The sequence below is a fragment of the Arthrobacter sp. C2 genome (assembly GCA_024207135.1).
In the GTDB taxonomy this organism is placed as follows: Bacteria; Actinomycetota; Actinomycetes; order Actinomycetales; family Micrococcaceae; genus Paeniglutamicibacter.
The window spans coordinates 736968-758676 of sequence record CP042428.1 but is presented as its reverse complement, the minus strand read 5'-3'; the positions used below and the strand labels follow the sequence as shown (position 1 = coordinate 758676).

General features: G+C 66.9%; 20 protein-coding genes. 5 read left to right on the top strand and 15 right to left on the bottom strand.

Going from position 1 to position 21709, the window contains the following annotated elements:
• Window position 1 precedes the first annotated feature (1 nt).
• From ctaD to FPY90_RS03475, 4 genes are all read right to left on the bottom strand, one after another.
• On the bottom strand, window positions 2-1720 hold the full coding sequence (gene ctaD / locus FPY90_RS03490) for an aa3-type cytochrome oxidase subunit I (protein ID WP_071215049.1): 1719 nt from the start codon (window positions 1718-1720) through the stop codon (window positions 2-4).
• A gap of 6 nt (window positions 1721-1726) precedes the next feature.
• Window positions 1727-2602: an aa3-type cytochrome oxidase subunit II gene (ctaC, locus tag FPY90_RS03485; RefSeq protein ID WP_071215050.1), complete on the bottom strand. Its 876-nt coding sequence runs from the start codon at window positions 2600-2602 to the stop codon at window positions 1727-1729.
• Between the two features lie 205 nt (window positions 2603-2807).
• Window positions 2808-3182 carry a HesB/IscA family protein gene (locus FPY90_RS03480; protein ID WP_071215051.1) on the bottom strand — a complete coding sequence of 125 codons (375 nt, stop codon included), beginning with the start codon at window positions 3180-3182 and terminating at the stop codon, window positions 2808-2810.
• Between the two features lie 109 nt (window positions 3183-3291).
• On the bottom strand, window positions 3292-4701 hold the full coding sequence (locus FPY90_RS03475) for a dipeptidase (RefSeq protein WP_498683842.1): 1410 nt from the start codon (window positions 4699-4701) through the stop codon (window positions 3292-3294).
• Window positions 4702-4870: 169 nt separating this feature from the next.
• Between FPY90_RS03475 and FPY90_RS03470 the strand changes: the two genes are divergently transcribed.
• Complete coding sequence (locus tag FPY90_RS03470; protein ID WP_498683840.1) at window positions 4871-5353, top strand: DUF3043 domain-containing protein; 483 nt, start codon at window positions 4871-4873, stop codon at window positions 5351-5353.
• Between the two features lie 227 nt (window positions 5354-5580).
• Here the strand turns inward: FPY90_RS03470 and FPY90_RS03465 are convergent, their stop codons facing one another.
• Window positions 5581-6672 (bottom strand): quinone-dependent dihydroorotate dehydrogenase, encoded by a 1092-nt coding sequence (locus FPY90_RS03465; protein ID WP_498683839.1) that lies wholly within the window; start codon window positions 6670-6672, stop codon window positions 5581-5583.
• Window positions 6673-6733: 61 nt separating this feature from the next.
• Here FPY90_RS03465 and FPY90_RS03460 point away from each other — a divergent pair, with 61 nt between their 5' ends.
• On the top strand, window positions 6734-7933 hold the full coding sequence (locus tag FPY90_RS03460; protein WP_498683838.1) for an alpha/beta hydrolase: 1200 nt from the start codon (window positions 6734-6736) through the stop codon (window positions 7931-7933).
• Here the strand turns inward: FPY90_RS03460 and FPY90_RS03455 are convergent.
• From FPY90_RS03455 to FPY90_RS03425, 7 genes are all read right to left on the bottom strand, one after another.
• Window positions 7930-8748 (bottom strand): isoprenyl transferase, encoded by an 819-nt coding sequence (locus tag FPY90_RS03455; RefSeq protein WP_498683837.1) that lies wholly within the window; start codon window positions 8746-8748, stop codon window positions 7930-7932. The two genes, FPY90_RS03460 and FPY90_RS03455, sit on opposite strands and share 4 nt — an antisense overlap.
• Window positions 8745-9497 (bottom strand): DNA repair protein RecO, encoded by a 753-nt coding sequence (gene recO / locus FPY90_RS03450; RefSeq protein WP_071215055.1) that lies wholly within the window; start codon window positions 9495-9497, stop codon window positions 8745-8747. Before recO ends, FPY90_RS03455 begins: the two co-directional genes overlap by 4 nt.
• 88 nt (window positions 9498-9585) lie before the next feature.
• Entirely contained in the window at window positions 9586-11325 is a 1740-nt protein-coding gene (leuA, locus tag FPY90_RS03445) for a 2-isopropylmalate synthase (protein WP_071215056.1), read from the bottom strand.
• A gap of 270 nt (window positions 11326-11595) precedes the next feature.
• Complete coding sequence (era, locus tag FPY90_RS03440) at window positions 11596-12567, bottom strand: GTPase Era (RefSeq protein WP_071215057.1); 972 nt, start codon at window positions 12565-12567, stop codon at window positions 11596-11598.
• The gene (locus FPY90_RS03435; RefSeq protein ID WP_071215058.1) at window positions 12564-13874 is read right to left on the bottom strand and encodes a hemolysin family protein; all 1311 of its coding nucleotides are present in this window, start codon (window positions 13872-13874) and stop codon (window positions 12564-12566) included. Before FPY90_RS03435 ends, era begins: the two co-directional genes overlap by 4 nt.
• On the bottom strand, window positions 13874-14347 hold the full coding sequence (gene ybeY / locus FPY90_RS03430) for an rRNA maturation RNase YbeY (RefSeq protein WP_307579943.1): 474 nt from the start codon (window positions 14345-14347) through the stop codon (window positions 13874-13876). Before ybeY ends, FPY90_RS03435 begins: the two co-directional genes overlap by 1 nt.
• Window positions 14344-15459, bottom strand: coding sequence for a PhoH family protein (locus FPY90_RS03425; protein WP_083411257.1), 1116 nt, complete (start codon window positions 15457-15459; stop codon window positions 14344-14346). Before FPY90_RS03425 ends, ybeY begins: the two co-directional genes overlap by 4 nt.
• A 397-nt stretch (window positions 15460-15856) precedes the next feature.
• On the opposite strand from FPY90_RS03425, the gene FPY90_RS03420 reads away from it, so the two are divergent.
• On the top strand, window positions 15857-16786 hold the full coding sequence (locus FPY90_RS03420) for a GerMN domain-containing protein (RefSeq protein WP_498683834.1): 930 nt from the start codon (window positions 15857-15859) through the stop codon (window positions 16784-16786).
• Between the two features lie 108 nt (window positions 16787-16894).
• Here FPY90_RS03420 and FPY90_RS03415 read toward each other — a convergent pair whose 3' ends face one another.
• From FPY90_RS03415 to hrcA, 3 genes are read right to left on the bottom strand one after another with little or no spacing between them, the layout of a single operon-like run.
• On the bottom strand, window positions 16895-17698 hold the full coding sequence (locus FPY90_RS03415; protein WP_071215061.1) for a 16S rRNA (uracil(1498)-N(3))-methyltransferase: 804 nt from the start codon (window positions 17696-17698) through the stop codon (window positions 16895-16897).
• Window positions 17695-18828, bottom strand: a complete 1134-nt coding sequence (gene dnaJ / locus FPY90_RS03410) for a molecular chaperone DnaJ (protein ID WP_071215062.1) — start codon at window positions 18826-18828, stop codon at window positions 17695-17697. The genes FPY90_RS03415 and dnaJ overlap by 4 nt, the downstream gene beginning before the upstream one ends.
• Before the next feature lie 49 nt (window positions 18829-18877).
• Window positions 18878-19891 carry a heat-inducible transcriptional repressor HrcA gene (gene hrcA, locus FPY90_RS03405; RefSeq protein WP_071215063.1) on the bottom strand — a complete coding sequence of 338 codons (1014 nt, stop codon included), beginning with the start codon at window positions 19889-19891 and terminating at the stop codon, window positions 18878-18880.
• Between the two features lie 280 nt (window positions 19892-20171).
• Between hrcA and FPY90_RS03400 the strand changes: the two genes are divergently transcribed.
• Together FPY90_RS03400 and FPY90_RS03395 are read left to right on the top strand one after the other, a co-directional pair.
• Window positions 20172-21026, top strand: a complete 855-nt coding sequence (locus FPY90_RS03400; protein ID WP_498683831.1) for a DUF3097 family protein — start codon at window positions 20172-20174, stop codon at window positions 21024-21026.
• A gap of 219 nt (window positions 21027-21245) precedes the next feature.
• Window positions 21246-21659: a DUF4870 domain-containing protein gene (locus FPY90_RS03395; protein WP_083411259.1), complete on the top strand. Its 414-nt coding sequence runs from the start codon at window positions 21246-21248 to the stop codon at window positions 21657-21659.
• Window positions 21660-21709 lie beyond the last annotated feature (50 nt).

The following is a 21709-nucleotide window of genomic DNA, read 5'->3' as shown; positions in this document are numbered from 1 at the left end:
TCTACTTGTCCTTCTGGTCAGCCGGGCCGAAGATCTTGGCCACCGCGGTTTCCGGGGTCGAGCGTGCGCTCAGTTCCGGGTGGTGGAGGTCAAGAGCCGGGCGCTCGGAACGGATGCGCGGGATCGAGTGGAAGTTGTGGCGCGGCGGCGGGCAGGAGGTTGCCCATTCCAGCGATGCACCGAAGCCCCACGGATCGTCCACGGTGACCTTCTTCGCGTGGCGGTGCGTGGTCCAAACGTTCCAGAAGAACGGGATCATCGACATGCCCAGGATGAAGGCGAACACGGTGGAGAACTGGTTCATGGTGGTGAACCCGTCTTCGGGCATGTAGTCCGCGTAACGACGCGGCATGCCGATGACGCCCAGCCAGTGCTGGATCAGGAACGTGCCGTGGAAGCCCACGAACAGCAACCAGAAGTGGATCTTGCCCAGGCGCTCGTTGAGCATCTTGCCGGTCCACTTGGGCCACCAGAAGTAGAATCCGGCGAACATCGCGAACACCACGGTGCCGAAGACCACGTAGTGGAAGTGTGCGACGACGAAGTAGGTGTCCGAGACGTGGAAGTCCAGCGGCGGGGCCGCCAGGATGATTCCGGTCAGGCCGCCGAAGAGGAAGGTCACCATGAAACCGATGCTCCAGAGCATCGGGGTTTCGAAGGTGATCGACCCCCGCCAGAGCGTGCCGATCCAGTTGAAGAACTTCACGCCCGTTGGCACCGCGATCAGCATCGTCATGAAGCCGAAGAACGGCAGCATGACCTGGCCGGTCGCGTACATGTGGTGCGCCCACACCGAGACGGACAACGCCGCAATGGAGATGGTCGCGAAGATCAGGCCCTTGTAGCCGAAGATCGGCTTGCGGGAGAACACCGGGAAGATCTCCGAAACGATGCCGAAGAACGGCAGCGCAATGATGTAGACCTCGGGGTGCCCGAAGAACCAGAACAGGTGCTGCCACAGCATCGGGCCGCCGGCTTCGGGATCGAAGACGTGGGCGCCGAAGCGGCGGTCCGCTCCCAGTGCGAACAGCGCGGCTGCCAGCGGCGGGAAGGCCATCAGGACCAGGATCGAGGTGATCAACGCGTTCCAGGTGAAGATCGACATGCGCCACATGGTCATGCCAGGTGCACGCAGGCAGATGATCGTGGTGATGAAGTTGACCGCGCCCAGGATGGTGCCGAAGCCCGACAGGGCCAGGCCGAAGACCCAGAGGTCACCGCCGACGCCGGGGCTGAAGGTGGTGTTCGACAGTGGTGCGTAGGCGAACCAGCCGAAGGAGGCTGCACCCTGCGGGGTCAGGTATCCGGCCAACGCGATGGTCGAGCCGAAGGAGAAGAACCAGAAGGCCAGGGCGTTCAGTCGTGGGAAGGCCACGTCCGGTGCGCCGATCTGCAGCGGCATCATGACGTTCGTGAACCCTGCGAAGAGCGGGGTGGCGAACATCAACAGCATGATGGTGCCGTGCATGGTGAACAGCTGGTTGTACTGCTCCTTGGTCTGCAGGATCTGCATGCCCGGTTCGAACAGCTCGGCGCGGATGACCAGGGCCATCACACCGCCGATGCAGAAGAACACGAAGGAGGAAATCAGGTACATGTACCCGATGGTCTTGTGGTCAGTGGAAGTGATCCAGTTGACGAAGATCCGTCCCTTGGAGATCGGAACCACGCGAGGCGCAAGTGTTTTGGCCTCGTCTGTAGCGTATTCATAGGTAGTCACGACGGATTACTTTCCTTCCGAGGTGTGGGCCGAAACCTGGTTGACCTCGCCCGGCTTGCGGTCTTGGTCTTCACCGATGTGGCCATCCTTCAGGGTGGCCAGGTGGTTCAGGAATTCGCCTTCGGACACTACCTTCACGTTGAAGAGCATCTCGGAGTGGTACTCGCCGCAAAGCTCGGCGCACTTGCCGTCGAACTGCCCTTCGACCTGCGGGGTGAGGTAGATGTAGTTGGTGTGGCCCGGGAACATATCCATCTTCTGCAGGAACGCAGGAACCCAGAACGAGTGGATGACATCACGGCTGTTCAGCTCGAGCGTGACGGTCTTTCCAACCGGCAAGTACAACGTCGGGAGTTCGGCCTTGCGGCCGGCCTCACCGGTCAGGTGGGCCTGAACGGTTGCGTCGTACTTTTCCTGGCCCATGTAGCTGTAGTTGTAGTCCCATGCCCACTGCTTGGCACGGACGTCGACGACGAGCTCGGAATCCACCGGGGCGTTGATGGCCTTTTCCGTGTGGTCGGAGAACGTAAAGAACGTCAAGACCATTACGAGAGGCACAGCCGTGTAGAAAATTTCGATGGGCAAGTTATAGCTGAGCTGGCGCGGGTAGCCAGTGTCATTCTTGCGGCGGCGGTAGGCAATGATGCACCAAAGCATCAGGCCCCACGTCAGGATACCGATCAGAAGTACGGTAATCCACGTGTTGACCCAGAGATCCTGGATCATACCGGTGTGGTTGGTGGTGTCACGTTCGACGTTTGGGAGCCAACCTCGCTGGACTTCCGCTGAACATCCCGTCAACAACAACGCGCCGGAGCCGGCAATAGCCAAGACTTTGGCTACGCCTTTCCGGCGGCTGCTGGTTCGGTCTTGCGAACTCACAGACGGCCCTTCCTCTTTGTTGGTGCTGAATGAGTCTTCGACGCCCAGCGGCCGGACTCAAGTGAATCAACGCTGATGAGGTCGAAGAAAACCATAGTTTTACTACTTATCGTAGAGCTTACCCTCTCGGGCACGCGAATGCCGACCAAAACACCGCCCAGGGACGAAGATGTCTCAACGTTTGGGCGGTGCATTTGGTTCCGGGTTAGTGGAAGGAATCTCCACAGGCGCAAGAGCCTCCGGCAGCTGGATTGTCGATGGTGAAGCCCTGCTTGGAAATCGTGTCTTCGAAGTCGATCGAAGCCCCGTCCAGGTAGGGAACGCTCATCTTGTCCACGACAACTTCAACGCCGTCGTAGTCCTTCACCGCGTCGCCTTCAAGCAGGCGCTCGTCGAAGTAGAGCTGGTAAATCAGGCCCGAGCATCCCCCTGGCTGAACGGCGACGCGCAACCGAAGATCGGTGCGGCCTTCCTGTTCAAGCAGTGAACGGACCTTTTCTGCTGCGACCTCCGAAAGCTTGACCTCGTGGCTCGGAAGCTCGGTGGTGTCTGCGGTGGTCTCATTGGCTGCAGTTGTCATGCGTGATCCTCCATATACTGCTCACTTGGGCTACGCCTCAAGCGCGGCCCCTCACCTTCCAATGGTACGGCGTTGCAGCAAATGATGTCGCGGCACCGCCCCCCGGGCCTCAGAGCCCGTGGTTGTTCAAGCGTGCCAAGAGCAACGCCTCAGCCAAAATTGCGTGACGGAAATCGCCCAGGTGCAGCGACTCATTGGCCGAATGCGCCCGCGAATCGGGGTCTTCCACGCCGGTGACCAGGATCTGTGCGGCAGGGAAGACCTCCAGCAGGTCCGAGATGAACGGGATGGAGCCGCCGATGCCGGTCTCCACGGCCGGTACGCCCCAGGCCTCCCCCAGCGCCCAGAGGCTCGCCTGTGCGGCCGGGGCCGAGGTGTCTGTGGCAAAGGACTGCCCGGCCTCGTCCGACTCAAAGGTGACCTGCGCGCCGCCCAGGTCCTGGGACATGATGTGTGCGCGCACCGCCTCGGTGGCGGTCTCCGGGTCCTGGCCCGGTGCCACGCGCAGGCTCAGCTTGAAGCGCGTGGAAGGCAAGAGGGTGTTGGAGGAAACCGCGACGGAGGGGATGTCCATGCCGATGATGGACAGTGCCGGCTTGTTCCACAGCCGGTCGGCGATGTTGCCGGACCCGGCCAGCGCCACGGAATCCAGTACCGAGGAGTCCGCGCGGAACGCGTCTTCGGGGTAGTCGACGACGGCGTTGTCGTTGGAGACCAGCCCCTTGATCGCGACATTGCCCTGCGCGTCGTGGAAGGTGGAGATCAGCCGTGCCGCCACCGTCGGCGCATCGAGCACCGGCCCGCCGAACATGCCCGAGTGCACCGCGTGGCCCAGGGTGCGGACCTCGACCACTCCCCCGACCATGCCGCGCAGCGACGTGGTCAGGGCCGGGACCCCGACCTTCCAGTTGGAGGAGTCGGCCACGACGATGACATCCGCCTCGAGGCGGTCGCGGTGGGTCTCCAGGAACCGGCGGAAGCTCGGCGATCCGGCTTCCTCCTCCCCCTCCAGGAAGAAGGTCACGCCCAGGCCGAAGTCCGCGACGGTGTCCAGCACCGCGCGCAGGGCGGCAATGTGCACCATGATCCCGGCCTTGTCGTCGGCGGCGCCGCGGCCGTAGAGCCGCCCGTCGATTTCCGTCGCTTCGAAGGGCTTGGTGTTCCACAGCTCCTCGGCCCCCGGGGGCTGCACGTCGTGGTGCGCATACAGGAGGATGGTGGGCTTGCCGTCGGCGGCCGGTCGGTTGGCCACGATGGCCGGGCCGCCCATCGCGCCGGAGGCAGTGGGCACGCGCAGGATCTCGACCTGCTCCATGCCCGCGTCGCGCACCAGCTGCGCCACTGCCTCGGCACTGCGGTCAAGCTGGTTCGGGTCGAACGATTCCCAGGCGATCCCGGGGATCGCCACCAGGTTGCGCAGTTCGGTGACAATGCGGTCGAAGTCGTGGTCGACGTGGGTGCTCAGTGCATCGCGATCCACGCCGAAAGACGCCGGGTCGGCGGTGTTCTTGGTAGTCATACCAAAGAGCCTACAACCGCACCGTGTGGCCGATGCCGGCGGCATGCCGGGCGCAAGCTAGACTGGCAAGGTGTTTGGACGCAAGAAAGATACGGCAGCTTCCGCGGAAGCGCCCACAGATGAGACCACAAAGCCCGTAGGCAAGAATGCCCCTACCCCGAAGCGCAGCGTGCAGCAGGCGCAGAACCAGCGACCGCTGGTTCCCACCGACCGCAAGCTGGCGCGCGCGGCCGAGCGCGCCCAGCGCCTCGAGGCGCAGAACCGCATGCGGCTGGCCAACGAGACCGGCGACGAACGCTTCATGGCGGCCCGCGACCAGGGACCGCAGAAGCGCTTCGCCCGCGACTTCGTGGACCGCCGCTTCATGGTCGGCGAATACCTGATGTTCGCGGTGTTCGCCTTCCTGATCGTCTCGCTGAGCCTCTCGAAGTTCCCGCAGGTGACGGTCTACGTGACCTTCGCCCTGTGGATCCTGGTGGGCCTGGTGGCCATCGATTCGTTCATCATGACCCGGATGCTGAAGAAGGCGCTGGTTGCCCGCTTCGGTTCCGTCGAGCGCGGCGTGATGTACTACGCCGTCATGCGCGGCATGCAATTCCGCAAGTTGCGCCTGCCCAAGCCGCAGGTCCGCCGCGGCGAGGCCCCGCGCTAAGGAGACGCACCAGCGTTCAGGAAACCACACCAAGGCGTGTGGCGCCCGGCCCGGGAACACCGATTCCCGCCCGGAGCGCCACACGCCTTTTCGCTGCCCGGCTGGCGGCCCTGCCTCTGGGCCGGGGGCGCCGGGCGACCGGTGCCCATCCGGGCACAGTGCCCCCAAACACCGCGGGCCCGTTGCACCGACGGTTCGGTGCAACGGGCCCGCGAGGGTGTTGGACGCTACTTCCTGGCCAGCGACCGGCCCTGGGCCTGCGCCTCGGCCAGGGCCTTGTTGATGCCGCGGACCCAGAACGGGCCCTCGTAGAGGAACGCGGTGTAGCCCTGGACCAGGTCGGCACCGGCCTCAAGGCGCTCGATCACGTCCGCACCGGTGCTCACCCCGCCGACGGAGATGATCGCCATGGAGTCGGGCAGCTTCTCGCGCAGCACCTTGAGCACCGCGAGCGAGCGGGCCTTCAGCGGGGCCCCGCTCAATCCCCCGGCACCCAGCTCGGCGACCTTGAACGCGTCGCTGGCCAGCGGTTCGCGGGCAATGGTGGTGTTGGTGGCGATGATGCCGTCCAGCTTCAGCTCGGTGGCCAGGGTGGCAACGTCGGCGATGTCCTCGTCGTTCAGGTCCGGGGCGATCTTGACCAGCAGCGGCACGTGGCGGCCGGCGACCCGGTCGGCCTCGGCGCCCACGGCGGCCAGCAGCGGCCGCAGCGTCTCCACGCCCTGGAGCAGGCGCAGCCCCGGGGTGTTGGGCGAGGACACATTGACCACCAGGTAATCGGCGTGGACGGCCAGTTCGCGGGTGGAGACCAGGTAGTCCTCGATGGCGTCCTCGAGCTCGACGACCTTGGTCTTGCCGATGTTCACGCCGATCACCGGCCGACGCGCGCCGTAGCGGCCGGCCAGTGCCAGGCGTGCGGCGCGGATGCGCGGGGCCACCGCGTGCGCCCCGTCGTTGTTGAATCCCATGCGGTTGATGACCGCCTTGTCCTCCACCAGGCGGAAGAGCCGCGGCTTCTCGTTGCCGCTCTGCGCGGCACCGGTGACGGTGCCGACCTCCACGTGGCCGAAGCCCAGGTCCGCCAGCGCCGGGATGCCCGCGCCTTCCTTGTCGAATCCGGCGGCCAGGCCGAAGGGCGAGGGGAAGTCGATGCCCATCACGGTGCGGCGCAGCGACGGGTCGGGGGCACACAGTTTCCGGTAGATGCCCGAGACCCCGAGCTTCTCTGCCAGCCGCAGGGCGTCGAAGGAAAAGTGGTGTGCCTTTTCGGGATCCATCTTCGTGAAAACGAGGCGGAAAATCGTGGGGTAGATGCGCATGGTTCCTAGTCTTCCCCGCAACCACGCTTCCTAACAACTTCAAGTTCGTTATGCTCGACACATGTCGCACGCCTCCTCCCTCGGTTCCAGGTCCGTGCCCCCGCCGGAGAACGACCCCAGCGCCGCCTGGCCGGACTTCAGCTCAACGACCCGGCCCGGCGCCTGGGAGCCCGACATCCTGGGCGAGGGGTTCAGCTACACGACCCTGCCGCTGGGCGCCGATGCGGAGGGCGAATTGTGTGCCACGCTGGTGCGCCACCGGCTCCCCGCCCCGCAGCCCGCGCACGTGCGCCCCACCGTGGCCTCCCGGCTCGGCGCGGCCCTGGAGAGGTGGTGGCCCCGGCCGGTCTCCGCATCACCGGCCCGGGCGACGGGCGCCCCCGGGACCTCCGGATTCGTGCTGGCGGTGCATGGCTGGAGCGACTACTTCTACAACGCCGAACTGGCGCGGTATTGGACAGACCGCGGCTACGCGTTCTATGCGTTGGACCTGCGCCGCTACGGGCGCAGCCTGCGCCCCCATCACCTGAACCCCGGCTTCACCGCTTCCCTGGGTGAATACGACGAGGACCTGGCCGCGGCCCTGGACATGATCCGTTCGCTGGAAGGCGCGGACGCGACGGGGATCTGCGTGGCGCATTCGACCGGAGGGCTGGTGGCAAGCCTCTGGGTCAACCGCAACCCGGACGCGTTCCAGGCACTGATTCTCAACAGCCCGTGGCTGGAGATGCAGGGCAGCTACCTGGTGCGCTACGCCGCCCAGGGCGTGGTCGAGCCCATTGCACGGCGGCGCCCGCGGGCCAAGCTGCACCTGCCGGAACTGGACAACTACTGGCGCTCCATGAGCCGGCAGGCCCAAGGTTCCTGGGACCTGCATCCGCTGTGGCGTCCGGCCGTGGCCTTCCCGGTGACCGCCGGCTGGATCACCGCGGTGATGGCCGGGCACCGCGAGGTCTCACGGGGCCTGGACATCAAGGTGCCGGTGCTCGTGCTGACCTCGAAGACTTCGCACCTGGGCACCAACTTTGACGAGTCGATGCTTCACCACGACTCGGTGCTGGAGGTGCAGGTGGTGCGCGACCGATCCCTCCGCCTGGGTTCCGAGGTGGCAAACACACTCATCGCCGGGGCCATGCATGATGTGTTCGCGTCCCAGCCCGAACCGCGGGCCGCGGCCTATGCGGCGATCGACCGCTGGGGAAACGGGTACCTGCCCGGGCACGGCGTGCGCGCCGCGGCGAGAGAACGCCCTGCGGGCTAGCTTCCGGGCGGCACCGCGGGCTTGTCCACCGCTCCCCCGTAGCGCCGGTCGCGGCTGGCGTATTCGCGCACCGCATCCCACAGCGTGGTGCGGTCCACGTCGGGCCACAGCTCGTCGATGAACACCATCTCGGCGTAGGCGGACTGCCAGAGCAGGAAGTTTGAGGTGCGCTGCTCGCCGCTGGTGCGCAGGAACAGGTCGACGTCGGGCATCTCGGGTTCGTCCAGGTGCCTGGCCACGGTCTTCTCGGTGACCTGCGAGGGCTTCAGGGTTCCGGCGGCGACCTGTTCGGCGATGGCCTTCACGGCGTCGGCGATTTCCGCCCGGCCCCCGTAGTTCACGCACATGGTCAGCTGGCAGGTCTGGTTCAAGGCGGTGAGTTCCTCGGCGGCCTTGAGCTCGTTGACCACGGAGCGCCAAAGCCGCGGTTCGCGTCCCGCCCAGCGGATCCGCACGCCCCAGCCGTCCAGGGTGTTGCGTTGGCGGCGCAGCACGTCGCGGGAGAAGCCCATCAGGAAGCGGACCTCCTCGGGGCTGCGCTTCCAGTTCTCGGTGGAGAAGGCGTAGACAGAGACGTACTTGATGCCCATCTGCACGGCCCCGGCCATCACGTCCAGCAGTGCCGCTTCCCCGGCACGGTGGCCCTCGGTGCGGGGCAGGCCGCGCGCGTTGGCCCAGCGGCCGTTGCCGTCCATCACGATCGCCACGTGCTGTGGGATCAGCTCGGGCTGGATGTAGGGCATCGGGGCGTCGCCCGGGCGGGAGGCCGGGACGCCGGGTCCGGGCTTGCCGGTGATCTTGGGGGGTTTGCTCATTGTCGCTCCACGAGTTTGAGGGATTTGACGGCTCGTTCAAGGTGCCATTGGAGGTAGTTGGCCGTGATGGTCCCGGCCTGGGCGCGGGTGGGCGCATCGGCGGCGTCCACGGTTTCCCAGTCGCCCTCCAGCAGCGCGGCAAGCAGCGTGATGGTGGCCGCGGAAGGGGACATCGAGCCGGCGGGCCGGCAGTCGTGGCAGACCACCCCGCCCAGGGGCACGTTGATGGCCTGGTGCGGGCCCACCGCCCCGCAGCGCACGCAGTGGGTGAAGCTCGGCGCCCAGCCCGCGGCGGCCAGGGCGCGCAGCAGGTAGGAGTCCAGCACGGTGCCCGGTTCGTGCCCGCCGCGGGCCAGGGTGGCCAGGGCCCCGTGCAGCAGCCGGTATTGCGCGCCGAGGGAATCGGCCTCGGAGTCGGTGAGCCGTTCGGCGGTCTCCAGCATGGCCGCGCCGGCGGTGTAGGCCGAGTAGTCGGCCACGAGTGCCTGCCCGTAGGGGTGGCGCAGCTGGGCCTGGATGATGGTGTGAAGCGAGCGTCCGGCGACGATCTGCGCCTCGACCTCCATGAAGGGTTCCAGGGTGGCCCCCAGCTTGGAGCTGGTCCGCCGCACGCCCTTGGCGACCGCGCGCACCACCCCGAGCTCGGGGCTCAGCAGCGTGATGATCCGGTCGGCCTCGCCCAGTTTGTGGGTGCGCAGGACAATGCCGCGGGTGCGGTAGCTCTTGGCTGCGAAAGTTGAACGTGACACGTATACATGATCCCAGACAAAGCCGGCCCCGGGCGTGCACGGGAGGTGTGTCCGTGTGCACGCCCGGGGCCGGGGTCGTCGATGGGGTCTAGGCCAGGTCGCGCACCGCGCGGTTGACCGCGGAGATCAGTGCCTTGAGCGAGGACATGGTGGTGTTGGTGTCAACGCCCACGCCCCAGAGCACGCGCTCGCCCACGGCCGCCTCGACGTACGCGGCCGCGGAGGCGTTGCCGCCCTCGGACAGGGCGTGCTCGGAGAAGTCCAGCACGCGCACGTCCACGCCCTCGTTGCCCAGGATGTTCACCAGGGCGTTGATCGGGCCGTTGCCGGTGGCCGAGCGGCGGTGCGGAACCCCGTCGATGACCAGCGTGGTGGTCAGCTCGAAGCTTCCGTCCTCGGCGGTGTCAGCGGTGGCCGAGCCGAGCTTGAAGCGGCCCCACGGCTCGTGGTCCGAGCCCTCGGTGACCGGCAGGTACTCGTCCTGGAACACGTTCCAGATCGCGGCCGAGGAGATTTCCCCGCCCTCCCCGTCGGTCTTGCGCTGGATGACCCCGGAGAACTCGATCTGCGCGCGGCGCGGCAGATCCAGCGAGTGCTCGTTCTTCAGCAGGTAGGCGACCCCGCCCTTGCCGGACTGCGAGTTCACGCGGATCACGGCCTCGTAGGATCGGCCTATGTCCTTCGGGTCCACCGGGAGGTAGGGCACGCCCCAGGTGATCTCGTCGATGGTCTTGCCAGCCGCCTTGGCGTCGGCCTCCATGGACTCGAAGCCCTTCTTGATGGCGTCCTGGTGGGAGCCGGAGAAGGCGGTGAAGACCAGGTCCCCGCCGTAGGGGGAACGTTCCGGGACCGGCAGCTGGTTGCAGTATTCGACGGTGCGGCGGATCTCGTCCATGTCCGAGAAGTCCAGCATCGGGTCGATGCCCTGGCCGAACATGTTCATGCCCAGGGTGACCAGGTCGACGTTGCCGGTGCGCTCCCCGTTGCCGAAGAGGCAGCCCTCGATGCGGTCGGCGCCGGCCAGGTAGCCCAGCTCGGCGGCGGCGACGCCGGTGCCGCGGTCATTGTGCGGGTGCAGGGAGAGCACGATGGAGTCGCGGTTGGCCAGGTTGCGGTGCATCCACTCGATGGAGTCCGCGTACACGTTGGGGGTGGCCATTTCCACGGTTGCCGGCAGGTTCAGGATCATCTTGTTTTCCGGGGAGGCCTCGAGGACCTCGGCCACGGCATCGGAGATGCGCTTGGCGAATTCCAGCTCGGTGCCGGTGAAGGACTCGGGCGAGTATTCATAGGTGATCTTGGTGCCGACCAGTTGTTCCTCGTACTTCTTGCACAGCCGCGCGCCGGTCAGCGCGATGTCGACGATGCCGTCCTGGTCCTGGTTGAACACCACGCGGCGCTGGAGCACCGAGGTGGAGTTGTACAGGTGCACGATGGCCTGCTTCGCGCCCTCGAGCGCCTCGTAGGTGCGCTCGATCAGGTGTTCGCGGGACTGGGTGAGGACCTGGATGGTCACGTCGTCCGGGATGCCGCGCTCGATGAGCTGGCGGACGAAGTCGAAGTCGGTCTGCGAGGCCGAGGGGAACCCGACCTCGATCTCCTTGAAGCCCATCTTCACGAGCAGGTCGAACATCTTGTGCTTGCGCTCGGGGCTCATCGGGTCGATCAGCGCCTGGTTGCCGTCACGCAGGTCGACTGCGCACCAGCGCGGGGCCTGGGTGATGTACTTGTCCGGCCAGGTGCGGTCGGGCAGCGAGACGTTGATCTGGTCCTGGAACGGCACATACTTGTGGATGGGCATTCCGGAGGGCTTTTGCATGTTTTGCATTTCTGGTGGGCCTTTTCCTTGGTGGTGCGAAAGTGGGCCGGGACAATGGGTGACTCCGCAGCGAGGGGTCGGCCGAAGGACGCGTTAGAGTCCTGTCTGGGTCTCGCCGCGGCGGCTTAGTAGAAGTAGTCCGAAATGCACAAGATCACCATAACATCGACCTCCGCCCGCCCATGAAGCAGGTCACCTAATTGTTGCGGGTGCGTGTCACATAGCAAGGGGTGCCCCGGAAAACCGGGACACCCGTTGCGCCCGGGTCCGCCGGGGTGGCTAGAAGCCGAGCTTGCCCAGCTGCTTGGGGTCGCGCTGCCATTCCTTGGCGATCTTCACGTGCAGGTCCAGGTAGACCCGGGTGCCCAGCAGCGCCTCGATCCCCTTGCGCGAACGGGTTCCGACGTCGCGCAGGCGCGCCCCGCCCTTGCCGATGATGATGGCCTTCTGGCTGGGGCGCTCCACGTAGAGGTTCACCCGCACATCCAGCAGCGGGCTGTCCTCGGGGCGTCCCTCGCGCGGAACCATTTCCTCCACGACCACGGCCAGGGAGTGCGGAAGCTCGTCGCGCACGCCCTCCAATGCGGCCTCGCGGATCAGCTCGGAGACCATCTTGGCCTCCGGCTCGTCGGTCAGCTCCCCGTCCGGGTACAGCGGCGGGGACAGCGGCATCTGCTTGACCAGCACGTCGGCGACCTCGGAGACCTGGAAGTCCTTGGTGGCCGAGACCGGCACGACCGCCGCCCAGCCGCCCTCGCCCAGGGTGTCGACCCCGAGCTGGGTGACCGCGAGCAGCTGCGCCATCAGCGCGGCCCGGTCCACGGTGTCGGCCTTGGTCACGATCGCGACGATGGGCTTCTTCTGCAGCTGCGCCAGCTGGGTGGCGATGAACCTGTCGCCCGGGCCGATCTTCTCGTTGGCCGGCAGGCAGAAGCCGATGGCGTCGACCTCGGAGAGCGTGTCCGCCACCAGGTCGTTGAGGCGCTGGCCCAGCAGGGTGCGCGGGCGGTGCAGGCCCGGGGTGTCGACCAGGATCAGCTGCGCGTCCTCGCGGTGCACGATGCCGCGGATGGTGTGCCGGGTGGTCTGCGGCTTGGCCGAGGTGATGGCGACCTTCTGGCCCACCAACGCGTTGGTCAGCGTCGACTTGCCCGCGTTGGGGCGGCCCACGAAGGAGGTGAACCCGGCGCGGAAGTCCTCGGGCCAGCCTCCGGTGGGCAGCATCTGTGGCTTCTTGATGTTCCGGCTCATGATTGCTCCTTGTGATGCCCTGCATCCTTGTCGGCGAGGTGTTCGCCGGTCTTGGGTTGTTCTTCTGCCTTGCGCACCAGGATCTTGCCGATCCGGTTGCGTCGTCCGCTCAATGAGAGGACCTTCATCTCGATGCCCTCGAAGCTGGCGTGCGATCCGAGCACCGGCACCGATTCGAGCACCTTGCCCAGCAGCCCGCCCACCGAGTCGACCTCGTCTTCCTCGATGTCGATGTCGAAGAGCTCGCCGAGGTCGTCGATGGAGGTGTGGGCGCGCACCACGAAGCTGCCGTCGCCCAGGTCCTCGATCTCAATCTTGGCCCGGTCGTATTCGTCGTCGATCTCCCCGACGATTTCCTCGATGAGGTCCTCGAGGGTGACCAGTCCGGCGGTGCCGCCGTACTCGTCGATGACGATGGCCATGTGCGTAGATTCCTGCTGCAGCTCGGGCAGCAGTTCGGCCACGGACTTGGATTCCGGGACGTAGCGGGTCTTGCGGGCCAGGTCCTCGACCTTGTCGGTCGAGTCCGGACTCAGGTGCAGCCGGTAGGCCACGTCCTTGAGGTAGACGATGCCGAAGATGTCATCGGCGTCCTCCCCGATCACCGGGACGCGCGAGCAGCCCGAGGCCAGGAACAGGTCCATGGCCGCGTTGAGCCCCTCGCCCTTGTCGATGGTGACCATGTCGGTGCGCGGGACCATCACCGAGCGGACGTAGGTGTCTTCCATGTCGAAGACCGAGTTGATGATTTCCGCCGCATCGTCCTCCAGTTCGTCGCCCTCGGTGGCACGGTCCACCAGGTCGCGCAGGCGCTCCTTGGACAGGAAGCCCTCGTCCTCGGCGACCGAGCGCGGGCTCATGGCCTTGCCGATGCCCACCAGCCAGGCCGGGATCGGGCCCAGGAGCACGCGCAGGAACCGGACCAGCGGCGCGGTGTGGCGCACCACCGATTCGGCATGGGAACGCCCGTAGCGCCGCGGGGAGACGCCGACCAGCACGAAGCTGACCGCGGCCATGGTGACGGTGGCCAGCAGGCCCACGACCCAGATGTTGTCCAAAAGGTCGTGGTAGAACAGCGCGACCGCGACCGCGGAAGCGGTCTCGAACCAGATGCGCCAGAAGCGCACGGCGTGGGTGTGGCTCAGCGATTCGGCGAGGATGTTGCTCAGGTGCTTCTGGCCGTATTCGCTGCGCAGCGCCTCGGCCTGCTGGCGCGAGAGGTAGAGGTAGGCCGACTCGGCGGCCGTGAGCATGGCGGCACTGAGGATGAACACCAGCGCACAGATCGCGAGAATGGTCGCGGTCACTAGTCCATCGTCTCCCGGGGTGCGGGGCGGCCCAGGAAACCTTCGAGCAGCGCCCGCTGCAGGGAGAACATGACTTCTTTTTCATCGGGTTCGGCGTGGTCGAAGCCCAAAAGGTGCAGCATGCCGTGGGTGGCCAGCAGCAGGATCTCGTCCTCCACCGAATGTCCCCCGGTGGCGGCCTGGGTGGTGGCGACCTGCGGGCAGATCACGATGTCCCCAAGCATCCCGGCCGCGGTGGGCGAGCCGGGGGTGCCGGGGCGCAGCTCGTCCATGGGGAAGCTCATCACGTCGGTGGGGCCCTCGAGGTCCATCCACTCCACGTGCAGCGCGCTCATCGGCTCCTCGTCGAGCAGGATGATCGACACGTCGGTTTCCGGGTGCACGTACAGTTCGGCCAGGATGTGGCGACCCAGCGCGCTGATGCGCTCCAGGTCCGCGGCAATCGCGGACTCGTTGTTGACCTCTACGCTCATGGGGCGTGCTCCTGGTTCGCGGGCGCTGTGCCCGGCTGCTTCGTCTCTGTGGGGTGTTCGGGGTTCCGTCCGCCGCCGGCGCGCCGCCTGGCGCGGGCCTTGGAACGGTTGAAGTTGGGGTCCTGGCGCACGGTCCAGCGCTCGTAGGCGCCCACGATCGCGCCGACCAGGCGGTGGCGGACCACGTCGGTGGCGTCGAGTTCGCAGAAGGCGATGTCGTCCACGCCCTCGAGGATCTCGGTGACCACGCGCAGCCCGGACTTGGTGCCCCCGGGCAAATCGACCTGGGTGATGTCGCCGGTGACCACGATCTTGGAGCCGAAGCCCAGGCGGGTGAGGAACATCTTCATCTGTTCGGGCGTGGTGTTCTGCGCCTCGTCGAGGATGATGAACGCGTCGTTCAGGGTGCGCCCGCGCATGTAGGCCAGCGGGGCGACCTCGATGGTGCCGGCGGCCAGCAGCCGGGGCATCGAATCCGGTTCGATCATGTCGTGCAGAGCGTCGTAGAGCGGGCGCAGGTAGGGGTCGATCTTGTCGGTGAGGGTGCCGGGCAAAAAGCCCAGCTTCTCCCCCGCCTCGACGGCCGGGCGGGTCAGGATGATGCGGCTGACCTCCTTGGCCTGCAGCGCGGCGACCGCCTTGGCCATGGCCAGGTAGGTCTTGCCGGTGCCCGCGGGCCCGATGCCGAAGATCACGGTGTTGGTGTCGATGGCATCGACGTAGGACTTCTGGTTCACGGTCTTGGGGCGGATGGCCTTGCCGCGGCCCGAAAGGATTTTCAGGCCCAGCACCGACGATCCGTTCTCGGAGCCGGAGCTCTCCAGCATGCGCACGAGCTGCTCGATGGTGTGGGCGGAAATGCGGGTGCCGTTGCCGGCCAGCGTGCGGGCCTCGGTGATGACGCGCAGGGCCTTGTGGGCCTGGGTCGCGTCCCCGGAAACCCGCAGGTCGTTGCCGCGGGCGTGGAGCTCCACCTGCGGGTAGGCCCCGGTGATCACGCGCAGCAATTCGTCGTGCGCGCCGAGGGTGGCGACCATTTGGTCCGAACTGTCGAATTGGACCAGCGCGTCGGTTCCCCGGGGCCGGTCCTCCTGGCTCACTTGTTGGTCCATACGACTGTTGCAGCCTCCGCATTCCGTGCCGGCGAATGGCGCCCGCGGTCCTTCCGCTGCCATGGTTCCCTGCACAGGCTCAATCCTATCGTGGATGGCCGCGCCCCGACCGGCGGCCGGTGTGCCTTCGAAGCCGGGCGGGGGCTCCGGAACCCGCGGCAAGCGGGACGGAAACCTGAGCGCGAAAGGTATCTGAAGCAAATGTGCAACGATTCGGGCACAACTTCGGTTGGCAGATATCAATCAGGCAACAGTCCTGCGGATCGACGGGTTTTGCTGCCTACCGTTCATCAAGTTATGCCAAGCTGGGTTGGAACCGGAAGCGGGTCTCCCCCTCGCGAATCCGGCTTCACCGGTTCCCCCGCCCAGCAACTTGCCAGAGAGCTTTCCCATTAAGATGTCCTGTTCACGTAGTTCCTCCCGGACCCGCCTTGCGGTGCTGGGCCTCACCGTGGTGCTCGGCACCCTTGCGGCCTGCGGTCTGGGCTCGGCGACCGACCAGTACTCGATGCCGAAGGCCGCCACCAGCGTGCAGACCCCCACCCCGCTCTCGAGCGTGGAAATGGAATCGTTGAACACCAACCCCCACGTCCCGGTGTACTGGTTGGCGGAGAACGACGGGACCGTGTCCCTGTACCGCGAGTTTGTCCGGGTCAAGGACGCCGCCGACCCGATCGCCGATTCGGTCCGCTACATGCTCACCCAGAAGCCCGCAGACCCGCGCTACTTCAGTGCCTGGCGACCCAGTGCCGCGGTGGGGGCCTCCGTCAGCCCCGACAACGTGATCACCGTGGACCTTTCGGCCAAGGCCTTCGGCTCGGAAGTCGATGCGGGCCTGGCCGAGCGTTCCATTGCCCAGCTGGTCTACACCGCCACCGCCGCCGCCGCGAATGCCGGAATCCTCGCCGAGGGCCTGGAGCCAAGCGTGCGGATCCTGGTCGACGGGGAATCGGGCTACGAGGCCTTCGGCCAGATCCCGCTCGACCACAACTTCGTGCGTGACGTCCACCTGGCCGCCCCGCTGTGGATCATCGACCCGCAGTTCGGCGGCACCGAGAAGGCCGGCCAGGTCACCTTCCACGGGGTCAGCGCATCGTTCTCCGGCGGGGAGTCCTGGGAGATCACCCGCCGCGGGGAATCCCCCGAGGACAACCAGGTCGTGGCCTCCGGCGACCTGCACACGGGCGGGGATTCGCTGGGCCACAACGAGTTCTCCTTCACCTATGTGCTGGCGCCGGGCAACTACACCTTCTCCGCCTGGGGAATCGACGCCGCCACCGGTCGCCACGCCGGCACCGAATCCAAGGACTTCACCGTCACCAAGTAGCCGGACCGCGGCAACGATACCCACCACATGCACGGAAGGGATCCCCCGAAAAGGGGGATCCCTCTGTGCATGTTGCTTCTTCGTCGGAGCGGGCCGGCAGCCGGCTCCCTAGAGCTGGCCGAGCAGGTGGCGCACCAGCACCAGCGCGGCAGGGCCGGCGGTGGAGGCCCGCAGCACGTGGCTGCCCAGCAGCGCGACCTTGGCCCCGGCCGCGATGAACTTCTCAAGCTCGGCATCGGAGATCCCGCCCTCCGGGCCCACCACCAGCGTGACTTCCGGTCGCGCGCCGGCCCCGGCGGACGGTGCCGGCGGGTTGACTTCAAGCCATTGGGCCACCACCGCTGCCAACGAGTCGGTTCCGGCTTCGTGCAGGATCACCACCAGGGTCGGCACCCCGGAGGAGGCGCGCGCGGCGATGTCCCGGGCCAGCCCGGAGCTGGTGAGCATCGGGCGGACCTCGGGCAGGAAGGTGCGGCGGGATTGCTTCAGCGCCGCCAGCACCGTGGATTCCCACTTGCCCAGCGCCTTGGCCGCCTTGGCCTCGTTCCAGCGCACGATCGCGCGGTCCGACTGCCAGGGCCGCACCGCATCGATGCCCAGCTCGACCGCGGATTCCACGGCCTGCAGGTCGCGGTCGCCCTTGGCCAGGGCCTGGACCAAGGTGATGCCCACCGGTGCGGCGGCCTCGACCTCCAGGGCGCGCACGATCGCCTCGAGCGCGGACTTCTGCGTGTCGGTGACCTCGGCGATGGCGCGCACCCCGGACCCGTCGACCAAATCGATCAGTTCCCCGGCCCGCACGCGCTTGACCGTCACCGCATGGTGGCCCTCGGGCCCGTCCAGGTGCAGTTCGGTGCCCGTGCGCGCACCGGCAAGCTCACCGGCGGGAAGGAAGAAGCACTGGTTGCTCATGCGCCCAGGTTGCCCAGCTTCCCGCGCAGGCGGGAGAACATGCCGCCGCTGTTTTCCATGCGGCCCTCGGCGAATTCCTCGCCGCGGAGCTTGGCCAGCTGTTCGAGCAGCTCGCGCTGCGCCGCGTCGACCTTGGTGGGGGTCTCGACGTGCAGGTGCACGATGATGTCCCCGCGCTTGCCGCCGCGCAGGCGCGGGACGCCGAGCCCGGGAAGGCGCACGGTGTCACCCGACTGGGCACCGGATTCGACCTCGATGACCTGGGAACCGTCGAAGGTCTCCAGGTCCAGGTCCGCGCCCAGGGCGGCGGCGGTCATCGGCACGTTCATGCGCGCGTGCAGGTCCACCCCGTCGCGTTCGAAGATCTTGTGCCGACGCACCTCGATCTCCACGTAGAGGTCGCCGTTGGGGCCGCCGCCGGGGCCCGCCTCGCCCTGGTTGGCCAGATGGATGCGGGTGCCGCTGGCCACGCCGGCGGGAATCTTCAGCTGCTTGGAGATGCGCTCGCGGACCCGGCCCTGGCCGCTGCAGTCGATGCAGGGGTCTTCGATGGTGGTGCCGAAGCCGCGGCAGGCGGCACAGGTCTCCACCGTCATCATCTGGCCCAGGAAGGAGCGCACCGGGCGCTGGATCTGGCCGGCGCCGTGGCAGATGGTGCAGGTGACCGGGGAGGTGCCCGGGCGGCAGCAGCTGCCCTGGCAGGTGGAGCAGGTCACGGCCGTTTCCATCTCCAGCGGGTAGACCGTTCCGGCGACGGCGTCGCCCAGGTCGATGGTGGCGGTGATCAGCGCGTCGCGGCCGCGCTGGGTGCGCGAGGCCGGGCCCTGCGCCCCGCCGCCGCCGCCGAAGAACTGCTCGAAGATGTCCCCGAACCCCCCGCCGAAACCGCCGCCGCCGCCGAAACCGGTCTGGCCGTTGCCGTTCTCGTTGCCGGTGGCGTCGTAGTTGGCGCGCTTGTCCGCATCCGAGAGCACCTCGTAGGCGCGGGTGACCAGCTTGAATTTCTCGCTGGCATCCTCGCCGGGGTTCACATCCGGGTGCAGCTTGCGGGCCAGCTTGCGGTAGGCCTTCTTGATTTCCTCGCCGGTGGCGTCCTTGCTGACGCCCAGGACTTCGTAATGGGTGCTCACAGTGCTCGCTGTGTCCTTTCGTACTTCAAAAAATTGCTGGCGACCCGCATCAGCCGGCCAGGATTCGTGACAGGTATCGGGCGACGGCACGCACGGCGGCCATCGAGGTGGGGTAGTTCATCCGGGTGGGGCCCAGCACGCCGATCATGGCCTGCTCGCCGGGGCCGTAGCCGGTGGCGACGACCGAGGCCTCGGTCAGCGCACCGTACTGGTTCTCGGCCCCGATGCCCACAGCGATGCCATGGGCGTCCTGCTCCAGCTCGGAGAAGAGGCGCAAGAGCACCACCTGCTCCTCCAGGGCCTCGAGCACCGGGGTGATGCTCAGCGGGAAATCAATGTTGGCGCGTGCCAGGTTCGCGGTGCCCGCAGTGAGGATCCTGTCCACCGCGGAATTGCGTGCCAGCGCGCCCAGGGCCTCGCTGACCGTACGCACCGCCGGTGCCAGGCGCGGCTCCACGAGATCCGGAATGCCCTGGGCAAGCCGGGCAACCTCGGCAATCGGCTTGGCGTCAAGCGCCAAGAGCAGCACCTGGCGCAACCGGCCCAGGTCTTCATCGCCCAGGGCGCCGGGCAACAGGACCACGCGCTGCTCGACCTTGCCGCTGGAGGCGATGAGCACCACCAGGGTCTGCCCGGCACCGAGCCCGACCAACTCGATGTGGCGCACGGTGGCGTTGGAGAAGTGCGGGACCTGGATCAGGGCTACCTGCCGGGTGATGCTCGCCAGCAGCCGCACGGTGTTCTCCAGCACGTCGTTGACGTCGTGGGAACCCTCGAGCAGCGCGGCAATGGCGCGGCGTTCGGCGGCAGAGAGCGGCTTGATGTCGCCGATCTGGTCGACGAAGTGCCGGTAGCCCTTTTCCGTGGGGATCCGCCCGGAGGAGGTGTGCGGGGCAACGATCAGCCCCTCTTCCTCCAGGGAAGCCATGTCGTTGCGGATGGTGGCCGCCGACACGCCCAGGTTGTGGCGATCGAGCAGGGCACGCGAACCGACAGGTTCGCGCGACTGCACATAATCTTCAACGATGGCTCGAAGGACCTCGAGCCGACGCGGTTCGGTCATTCTCACCTCTCCTGACAAGCCGGTTCACCATGGTCAAGGGATGGCATTGCACACGCCCCGGCCGGGTTCCGGGGTTCGGGGGCGCGCATTGGCACTCGACACGTTCAACTGCTAAGTCTAATACGTTCCGAACCTCTTGTTAGCATGGTTTGGTCCCTGGCCGCGATGCCGCGTTCGACACACCTGCCGATTGCACCAGGCCCGTGGCTCCGGTCCCGAGGCCGGGGCCCGTGCGCGCAGCGGACCAAGGACCTGTGAACCCATAGGTGAAAGTGACACGATGAGCTACCACGGCTGGGGCGCCCAGGACATCAGCGCCCCCAAGAAACGCGTATTGCGCAAGGTCCCGATCGCCCTGGGCCTGCTCCTCGAGGACGTCGAGAGCGGCTGGGTCGGCGAGGTCGTGCGAAGCGAGAAGGCCGGCGGCATGCGGGTGCTGGTCCTGGAGGACCGGCATGGCCGCACCAAGTCATTCCGCGCCGGCTTCGGCTTCCTGCTCGAGGGCGAACCGGTGGAGATCATCGAGCCGGCCGCGGCTCCCGCCGTTCCCCTGGGCACGGCCCGCAGCGCCTCGGGCTCGCGCATGGTCACCGACCTGAAGGCCCGCACCGCCCGGGCCAGCCGCATCTGGGTCGAAGGCAAGCACGATGCCCAGCTCGTCGAGAAGGTCTGGGGCCACGACCTGCGCGTCGAGGGCATTGTGGTCGAGCCGCTGCACGGCGTCGACGATCTGGCCGGCGCCATCCGCGCCTTCGCCCCCTCCCCGCAGCGCAAGCTCGGCGTCCTGGTCGACCACCTGCTGCCGGGGACCAAGGAGGCAAAGATCGCCGCCGAGGCCATGCGGGTTCCGGGGGCCGCGGGCAACGTGCTGATCGTCGGTCACCCATACGTCGATGTGTGGCAGGCCATCCGGCCCTCCGTGCTGAAGATCCGCGCCTGGCCGGTGGTCCCGCGCGGAACCGACTGGAAGACCGGCATCCTCAAGGGACTGGGCTGGCCGCACGCCGAGCAGGTCGATGTGGCCCAGGGCTGGGAACGCATCCTGGGGCAGGTTCGCTCCTATGCGGACCTGGAGCCCTCGCTGCTGGGCCGGGTCGAGGAAGTCATCGACTTCCTCACCGCCGGGGACCACTGACCGGATCCCGCAGGTCACCGGCCAGGTTCCTCGGGTGAGGTTGCTCACCCGAGGACCGGTGAACGGGCACGTGGAGATGCGGGGATGGTTACGAATCAACAACAAAGGCATCCCGTTGCCCCGAATGCGGGCCAAACGGCATTTCGCGTTCATCGGCGATCCCCGTTTGAGGATAAACTGGCCAACGGTTCACCCAACGCAACGAAGAGGACATCAGCAGTGGCAAACGAGGCACGAAATGCTCCCGGTGGCGACAGCCAGCCGGATCGATTCGAAGGTTCCTCGGCCGCACCCCTGCCCCTGACGCCTTCCGAGGACCGGCAGTGGGCCATGATCGCCCACTTCGGGGCGATCCTGGGATGCATCCCCTCGTTGATCATCTACGCGGTCTTCCGCGCCCGCGGCCCGTTCACCGCCCAGGAATCCAAGGAAGCGCTGAACTTCACCTTCCCGCTGACCGTCCTGGCGATCGTGCTGCACCTGTTCTCGCTGCTCCCCGGCATCGGCTGGGTCTTTGCGATCCTCGTCGTGGCCATCTGGCTCTTCCTGACCATCAGCGGCGTGCGCGCCGGCATCAACGCGAACAAGTCGCGCCCCTACCGCTACGGGCTGAACCTGCGCCTCTTCCGCTAGACCGGACCACCACCAACCAGCAAATGCAAAAGACGGTGTGTGTACCGGCC

What these genes read in the sequence shown, in the direction of transcription:
- FPY90_RS03480 (WP_071215051.1), bottom strand. Translation starts at nt 3,182, where the DNA reads ATGACAACTGCAGCCAATGAGACCACCGCAGACACCACCGAGCTTCCG.
- FPY90_RS03475 (WP_498683842.1), bottom strand. Translation starts at nt 4,701, where the DNA reads ATGACTACCAAGAACACCGCCGACCCGGCGTCTTTCGGCGTGGATCGC.
- FPY90_RS03465 (WP_498683839.1), bottom strand. Translation starts at nt 6,672, where the DNA reads ATGCGCATCTACCCCACGATTTTCCGCCTCGTTTTCACGAAGATGGAT.
- FPY90_RS03460 (WP_498683838.1), top strand. Translation starts at nt 6,734, where the DNA reads ATGTCGCACGCCTCCTCCCTCGGTTCCAGGTCCGTGCCCCCGCCGGAG.
- FPY90_RS03455 (WP_498683837.1), bottom strand. Translation starts at nt 8,748, where the DNA reads ATGAGCAAACCCCCCAAGATCACCGGCAAGCCCGGACCCGGCGTCCCG.
- leuA (WP_071215056.1), bottom strand. Translation starts at nt 11,325, where the DNA reads ATGCAAAACATGCAAAAGCCCTCCGGAATGCCCATCCACAAGTATGTG.
- era (WP_071215057.1), bottom strand. Translation starts at nt 12,567, where the DNA reads ATGAGCCGGAACATCAAGAAGCCACAGATGCTGCCCACCGGAGGCTGG.
- ybeY (WP_307579943.1), bottom strand. Translation starts at nt 14,347, where the DNA reads ATGAGCGTAGAGGTCAACAACGAGTCCGCGATTGCCGCGGACCTGGAG.
- FPY90_RS03425 (WP_083411257.1), bottom strand. Translation starts at nt 15,459, where the DNA reads ATGGACCAACAAGTGAGCCAGGAGGACCGGCCCCGGGGAACCGACGCG.
- FPY90_RS03420 (WP_498683834.1), top strand. Translation starts at nt 15,857, where the DNA reads ATGTCCTGTTCACGTAGTTCCTCCCGGACCCGCCTTGCGGTGCTGGGC.
- FPY90_RS03415 (WP_071215061.1), bottom strand. Translation starts at nt 17,698, where the DNA reads ATGAGCAACCAGTGCTTCTTCCTTCCCGCCGGTGAGCTTGCCGGTGCG.
- hrcA (WP_071215063.1), bottom strand. Translation starts at nt 19,891, where the DNA reads ATGACCGAACCGCGTCGGCTCGAGGTCCTTCGAGCCATCGTTGAAGAT.
- FPY90_RS03400 (WP_498683831.1), top strand. Translation starts at nt 20,172, where the DNA reads ATGAGCTACCACGGCTGGGGCGCCCAGGACATCAGCGCCCCCAAGAAA.